The organism is Aquitalea sp., from assembly GCF_030150775.1.
GTDB classification, from domain to species: Bacteria; Pseudomonadota; Gammaproteobacteria; order Burkholderiales; family Chromobacteriaceae; genus Aquitalea; species Aquitalea denitrificans.
The window spans coordinates 112,298-119,123 of record NZ_JASLFG010000061.1 but is presented as its reverse complement, the minus strand read 5'-3'; the positions used below and the strand labels follow the sequence as shown (position 1 = coordinate 119,123).

The 6,826-nt window shown below is 61.1% G+C and carries 5 protein-coding genes; 3 read left to right on the top strand and 2 right to left on the bottom strand.

Annotated features, from left to right (window positions below; all coding sequences use genetic code 11):
- Positions 1-188: 188 nt before the first annotated feature.
- Both mltB and hrcA read right to left on the bottom strand, forming a co-directional pair.
- Positions 189-1,241: a lytic murein transglycosylase B gene (gene mltB, locus QVF59_RS20820; protein ID WP_287882466.1), complete on the bottom strand. Its 1,053-nt coding sequence runs from the start codon at positions 1,239-1,241 to the stop codon at positions 189-191.
- A 31-nt stretch (positions 1,242-1,272) separates the two neighbouring features.
- Complete coding sequence (gene hrcA / locus QVF59_RS20815; protein WP_353851357.1) at positions 1,273-2,286, bottom strand: heat-inducible transcriptional repressor HrcA; 1,014 nt, start codon at positions 2,284-2,286, stop codon at positions 1,273-1,275.
- 163 nt (positions 2,287-2,449) lie between these two features.
- On the opposite strand from hrcA, the gene recA reads away from it, so the two are divergent.
- From recA to alaS, 3 genes are all read left to right on the top strand, one after another.
- Positions 2,450-3,499: a recombinase RecA gene (gene recA, locus QVF59_RS20810; protein WP_159875522.1), complete on the top strand. Its 1,050-nt coding sequence runs from the start codon at positions 2,450-2,452 to the stop codon at positions 3,497-3,499.
- A gap of 15 nt (positions 3,500-3,514) precedes the next feature.
- Complete coding sequence (recX, locus tag QVF59_RS20805; protein ID WP_159875521.1) at positions 3,515-3,976, top strand: recombination regulator RecX; 462 nt, start codon at positions 3,515-3,517, stop codon at positions 3,974-3,976.
- Between the two features lie 134 nt (positions 3,977-4,110).
- Positions 4,111-6,744, top strand: a complete 2,634-nt coding sequence (alaS, locus tag QVF59_RS20800) for an alanine--tRNA ligase (RefSeq protein WP_287882461.1) — start codon at positions 4,111-4,113, stop codon at positions 6,742-6,744.
- The last annotated feature ends 82 nt before the right edge of the window (positions 6,745-6,826 follow it).

The window sequence follows — 6,826 nt, the reverse complement described above, 5'->3', positions numbered from 1 at the left end:
ATGCAGCCGCTCTTCTTTCAGGGCATTGGAGAGGGCGCGCACCACATGCTCCTGACCGACGAGGTCGGCAAAGCGCTTGGGACGCCACTTGCGGGCAAGGACTTGATAGCTCATGGGGGCGGATTTTAATGGCAATCGGCCAGCAAGGCGACTCCTTTTGACAGGAGCACCCGCCAGCCTGGTTGGCCTTACTGGGCCGGGGTCGACGCTTCGGGCTGGGCGGCGGCAGGCTGGGCGGATTGCAGGGCCTGGGCATTCAGGTAGCGCAGGCGCAACTCGCCAGCCAGCTCCTGCGCCACCTTGGCATACAGGGTGCTCTTGTTGTAGCGGGTAATCACGTAGAAATTGTTCAGTCCCAGCCAGTATTCAGTCACCCCCGGCGCAGTTTCCAGCGGCACCAGCACGGCCTGCACATTGTCGGCCACCTGGGCTTGCGGCAGGATGCCGCGCGCCTTGAGTTCGCCCACCGTCAGGTGCAGGTTGAACTTGTCCGCCACCAGCGCACTGATATCCACGCCCGGCTGCACTGCAGCCGGGATGATGATGTCGTCGCCATGACGCCAGCCTTGCAGCTGGAAGTAATGCGCCACGCTACCGATGGCATCGTCGACGTTATTCCAGATGTCGCGGTGGCCGCTGCCGTCAAAATCCACCGCCCATTTGCGGAAGCTGGACGGCATGAATTGCGGCAGACCCATCGCCCCGGCATAAGAGCCTTTCAGCGTCAGCGGGTCTATGCCCTCCTCCTTGGACAGTTTGAGGAATTCGGTCAGCTCGCCGCGGAAGTACTCGGCGCGGCGCGGGTAGTTGAAGGCGATGGTGGTCAGCGCGTCGGCCAGGCGGAAGCTGCCGGTGTTGCGGCCGTAATTGGTTTCAATGCCCAGAATGGCCACCACCATTTCCGGCGGCACGCCATACACCTGCTCGGCGCGCTGCAAGGTGGCGGCATGCTGCTGCCAGAAGGCCACACCGTTTTTCAGCAGGCGCTCGTTGTAAAAGCTGCCGCGAAACTGATACCAGGGCCGCGAGGTGGCCGGCTTGTCCAGAATGGCAATGATGTTGGGCTTGAGTTCCACATTGGCAAACACGGCTTCCAACTCGGGGCGGTTGAACACGCCGCTGGCTACCTGCTCGTCGATATAGCGCTGCACGTCCGCCCGGCCCAGCAAGGCGGCATCAGCTTGCGCCACAGAGGACATCACGCCGCCAGCAAGGGCGGCGGCCATCAAGAATCGTTTCATCGGAAATTCCGTGTATTGCCGCCAGTGCGGCTTAATAAGAGAGTGCGCTGGAAACCAGCCGCGCGGTAATGTCGACAATGGGAATCACCCGCTCGTAGGCCATGCGGGTGGGGCCGACCACGCCCAGCGTGCCCACCACCATGCCGTTGATGCTGTAGGGCGCGGTCACCACCGAGCATTCGTCCAGCGTCATCACGCCGGATTCCTCGCCGATGAAAATATTGACGCCCTGGGCATCCTGCCCCTGGTTCAGCAGCTTCAGCAGCTCGGTCTTGCGCTCGAAAGTGGCAAACAGTTCGCGCAGGCGCGACAGGTCTTCCGACAGATCGCGCACATTCAGCAGATTCATGCCGCCGGCAATCACCACCGCATCGCTGGGGCTGCCCAGCGAATTCTGGCCAAAGCGCACCGCCGCCGACATCAGCTCGGTGATATTGCCTTGCAGTTCGCGCAATTCCACCGCCACGCGGCTGGCAATGGCACTCAGGCCCTGGCCGGCATAGTGCTGGCTGATGAAGTTGCCGGCTTCCACCAGTTCGGCCGGGCTGTAGTCGCGCTCGGTGCTCAGCAAGTGGTTCTGCACATCACCATCCAGCGTCACCAGAATCATCAGGATGCGGCGCTCGGACAGGCGCAAAAATTCGATCTGGCGAAAAGCCACGTCGGAGCGCTGCGGCGTCACCACCACCCCGGCAAAGTGCGTAAGGTCGGACAGCAAGGTGGATGCCGCCTGCGCAATGCGCTGCGGGCTGTCCGGCTGCAGGCTGCTTTCCAGCTCGCGCATCGCCAGTTCTTCCAGCGGCTGGATGGTCAGCAGGTGATCGACAAACAGGCGATAGCCCTTGGCCGTGGGAACACGCCCGGCGGAGGTATGCGGCGAGGCAATCAGCCCCATGCCCTCCAGATCGGCCAGGATGTTGCGGATGGAGGCAGATGACAGCTCCATGCCGGACAGCATGGACAGGGTTTTCGATCCCACTGGCTGACCATCGGCAATATAGCGTTCGATCAGTGTTTTCAGCAGACGTTGTGCGCGCTCGTTCATCATGCTCTCATTTTACCCGACCGGACGATTCCGGCCAGCCTCTCCATGAATACCATGTTGCGCGTGTTGGTGTCATTTCAAGCCGCCTTTCGCATTTGTCGGCTCTTGCCTTTGTGCGATAATCCCCCATCTATCGGTTCCACTACACGCAATTGGAGACAGCATGGCGTCAGAAGACAAGAGCCGCGCATTGGCGGCAGCCCTTGCCCAGATCGAAAAGCAGTTCGGCAAGGGTTCGATCATGCGCATGAGCGACAACCAGATCAACGAAAACCTGCAAGTGGTATCCACCGGCTCGCTGGGCCTGGACCTGGCGCTGGGTGTAGGCGGTCTGCCGCGCGGCCGTGTCGTGGAAATCTACGGCCCGGAATCCTCCGGTAAAACCACCCTGTGTCTGCAGGCCGTGGCCGAAGCCCAGAAGCTGGGCGGCACCTGCGCCTACATCGACGCGGAAAACGCGCTGGACCCGATCTACGCCCAAAAACTGGGTGTAAACGTGGAAGACCTGCTGATTTCCCAGCCGGACACCGGCGAACAGGCCCTGGAAATCTGCGACATGCTGGTACGCTCCAGCGGTGTTGACGTCATCGTGATCGACTCGGTTGCTGCGCTGGTACCCAAGGCTGAAATCGAAGGCGAAATGGGCGACAGCCACGTCGGCCTGCAAGCCCGCCTGATGAGCCAGGCGCTGCGCAAGCTGACCGCCAACATCAAGCGCACCAACACCCTGGTGATCTTCATCAACCAGATCCGCATGAAGATCGGCGTGATGTTCGGCAACCCGGAAACCACCACCGGTGGTAACGCGCTGAAGTTCTACGCCTCGGTGCGTCTGGACATCCGCCGCGTCGGCGGCATCAAGAAGGCTGACGAGGTAATCGGTAACGAAACCCGCGTCAAGGTGGTGAAGAACAAGGTATCGCCCCCGTTCCGCCAGGCCGACTTCGACATCCTGTACGGTGAAGGTATCAGCCGCGAAGGCGAAATCATCGAACTGGGCGTCAAGCACGGCTTCGTCGAAAAATCCGGTGCCTGGTATGCCTACAACGGCCAAAAGATTGGCCAGGGCAAGGACAACACCCGTGAGTGGCTGAAGTCCAATCCGGCCATCGCCAAGGAAATCGAAGCCAAGATCCGCGAAGCTGTCGGCATCAAGGTGGAAATTACCGAAAACGACGCCGAAGACATGGCTGACGACGTACTGGACGTATAAGCAACCGGCTTGCCGATGGAAAAAAGCCTGAAGGCGCGAGCCGTCGATCTCCTGTCCCGCCGCGAATATACACGGCGGGAACTGGAGCGGCGGCTCGCGCCGTTTGCCGAAAGTCCGGAACAGCTCGCCACCCTGCTGGACGAACTGGCCGAGCGCAACTGGCAGTCCGACAGCCGCTTTGCCCGCCAGTTTACCGATAGCCGCGGCCAGAAATACGGCACCCGCCGCCTGCAGCAGGAAATGCGTCACCGCGGAGTCAGCAGTGACGATATCGCCAGTGTGCTGGAAGACCGTGACGACCTGAATCTGGCCCGGCAGCAATGGGAAAAGAAGTTTGGCAGCGTAGCCACCACGCCGCAGGAAAGGGCAAAACAGATGCGCTTTCTGGCAGCACGCGGCTTTGGCATGGACATCATCCGTCAGGTGATGTCAGGCCGTGGCGACGACGACGATTTTCCTGGCGACCCGGACGACTAGTTCCGCCACAGGCAGTTGCCGCGCCATGACCCTTGCCAGCCTTGCTGCGGCTTGACACAATCGGGCATGACCGTAACGGCCACAAGGCGCTGTCCCATGCCGCTACCAATGTATTCAATCTTGACGAAACCGACATGAAAACCTCCGAAATTCGCCAGAAATTCCTGGATTTCTTCGCCTCCAAAGGCCACCAGGTCGTAGCCTCCAGCTCGCTGGTACCGTGGGAAGATCCCACCCTGCTGTTCACCAACGCCGGCATGAACCAGTTCAAGGACGTGTTCCTCGGCTTTGACAAGCGCCCCTATACCCGCGCCACCACCAGCCAGAAATGCGTACGCGCCGGCGGCAAGCACAACGACCTGGAAAACGTGGGCTACACCGCCCGCCACCACACCTTCTTCGAAATGCTGGGCAACTTCAGCTTCGGTGACTACTTCAAGCGCGATGCCATCCACTTTGCCTGGGAATTCCTTACCGGCGAACAATGGCTGGCGCTGCCCAAGGACAAGCTGATGGTGACGGTGTACGCCACCGACGACGAAGCCTTCGACATCTGGAACAAGGAAATCGGTGTTCCGGCTGACAAGATCGTCCGCATCGGCGACAACAAGGGCGCGCCCTACGCCTCGGACAACTTCTGGCAAATGGGCGACACCGGCCCTTGCGGCCCGTGTACCGAAATTTTCTACGATCACGGCGAACACATCTGGGGCGGCCCGCCGGGAAGCCCGGAAGAAGACGGTGACCGCTTCATCGAAATCTGGAACAACGTGTTCATGCAGTTCAACCGCGACGAATCGGGCACCATGCATCCGCTGCCCAAGCCGTCGGTGGATACCGGCATGGGCCTGGAGCGTATCTCGGCCGTACTGCAACACGTGCACGCCAACTACGAGATCGACCTGTTCCAGAACCTGCTGAAAGCCGCCGCCCGCGAAACCGGCGTGGCCTTCAGCATGGACGTGCCGTCGCTCAAGGTGATTGCCGACCACATCCGCGCCTGTTCCTTCCTGATTGCCGACGGCGTGATTCCGTCCAATGACGGTCGTGGCTATGTACTGCGCCGCATCATCCGCCGTGCCATCCGCCACGGTTACAAGCTGGGTCAGAAGGGTCTGTTCTTCTACAAACTGGTAGCCGATCTGGCCGAGGAAATGGGCCAGGCCTACCCGGAACTGCGTCAGAAGCAGGCCGAAATCGAAGACACCCTGCGCCAGGAAGAACTGCGCTTTGCCGAAACCCTGGACAAGGGCATGGCCCTGCTGGAAACCGCCCTGGCGGCCAATAGCAAGGTGCTGGATGGCGAAACCGCCTTCAAGCTGTACGACACCTTCGGCTTCCCGCTGGACCTGACCGCCGACATCTGCCGTGAACGCGAAGTGGAAGTCGATCAGGACGGTTTCGACAAGGCAATGGAAGCCCAGCGCGAACGCGCCCGTGCTGCTTCGTCCTTCAAGATGGCCGGCAATGTGGACTATAGCGGTGCTGACACCGTGTTCAACGGCTACGAATCCACCAGCGTGGATGCCAAGGTACTGGCACTGTACAAGGGTAATGAAGCCGTGCAGCAGCTGGAAGCCGGCGACGAAGGCATCGTGGTGCTGGACAATACCGCCTTCTACGCCGAAGGCGGCGGTCAGGTGGGCGATGTGGGTGAAATCTCCGCCCAGGGCGGCGTGGCTGCACTGTTCGACGTGGCCGACACCCAGAAGGTGCAGGCTGCGGTGTTCGGTCACAAGGGCCGTCTGGCACGTGGCAACCTGAAGGTGGGCGACAGCGTTACCGCCACCATCGACCTGCACAAGCGTGCCGCCACCGCGCGTAATCACTCTGCCACCCACCTGCTGCATGCTGCCCTGCGTCATGTTCTGGGTGAACACGTGGCGCAGAAGGGTTCGCTGGTGAACCCGGAACGTGCCCGCTTCGACTTTGCCCACAACGAGCCGGTTTCCGCCGAGCAGATCGCAGAAGTGGAACGCATCGTCAACCGCGTGGTGATTCACAACGTGGAAGTCAGCGTGGGCCACATGTCCTACGACGACGCCATCAAGGCAGGTGCCATTGCCCTGTTCGGCGAGAAGTACGGCGACACCGTGCGCGTGCTGAAAATGGGCAATTTCTCCACCGAGCTGTGCGGCGGTACTCACGTCAAGCGTACCGGTGACATCGGCCTGTTCAAGATCATCGCCGAAACCGGCGTGGCCGCTGGCGTGCGCCGTATCGAAGCCGTTACCGGTGAAGGTGCGGTAGCGCTGGTGCAGGCGCAGGATGGCGAACTGAAAGCCGCTGCTGCCATCGCCCAGGCCCAGCCGGGTGAACTGCTGTCCAAGCTGGAAAAACTGCAGGCCGAACTGAAAGCCGCGCAGAAACAGGCTCAGCAGCTGAAGGGCCAACTGGCTCTGGGTCAGCTCGACCAGTTGCTGGCCAGCCAGCAGCAAAGCATCAAGGGCGTGGCCTGCCTGATCAGCAAGATCGAGGATATCGATGCCGCCACCCTGCGTGACATGAGCGACAAGGTCATGGACAAGCTGGAAAGCGGCGTGGCTCTGCTGGCCTGCGTGGCCGACGGCAAGGTCAGCCTGATTGCCCGCGTCTCCAAGGACCTGACCGGCAAGGTCAAGGCCGGTGAGCTGGTGAATCAGGTTGCCCTGCAAGTGGGTGGCAAGGGCGGTGGCCGTCCGGACATGGCCCAAGCCGGTGGTACCCAGCCGGAAAACCTGGCCGCAGCACTGGCAAGCCTGCCGTCCTGGCTGGAAGGCAAGCTGTAAGCTATAAGCTGCCGCAAGCAAGCCGCAGGGGCAACCCTGCGGCTTTTGTCGTTTATAGTGTTTATAACCACCCTGCCAACCG

Excerpts from the sequence above, each read along its gene's own strand:
- hrcA (WP_353851357.1), bottom strand. The coding sequence starts at position 2,286 with ATGAACGAGCGCGCACAACGTCTGCTGAAAACACTGATCGAACGCTAT.
- recA (WP_159875522.1), top strand. The coding sequence starts at position 2,450 with ATGGCGTCAGAAGACAAGAGCCGCGCATTGGCGGCAGCCCTTGCCCAG.
- recX (WP_159875521.1), top strand. The coding sequence starts at position 3,515 with ATGGAAAAAAGCCTGAAGGCGCGAGCCGTCGATCTCCTGTCCCGCCGC.
- mltB (WP_287882466.1), bottom strand. The coding sequence starts at position 1,241 with ATGAAACGATTCTTGATGGCCGCCGCCCTTGCTGGCGGCGTGATGTCC.
- alaS (WP_287882461.1), top strand. The coding sequence starts at position 4,111 with ATGAAAACCTCCGAAATTCGCCAGAAATTCCTGGATTTCTTCGCCTCC.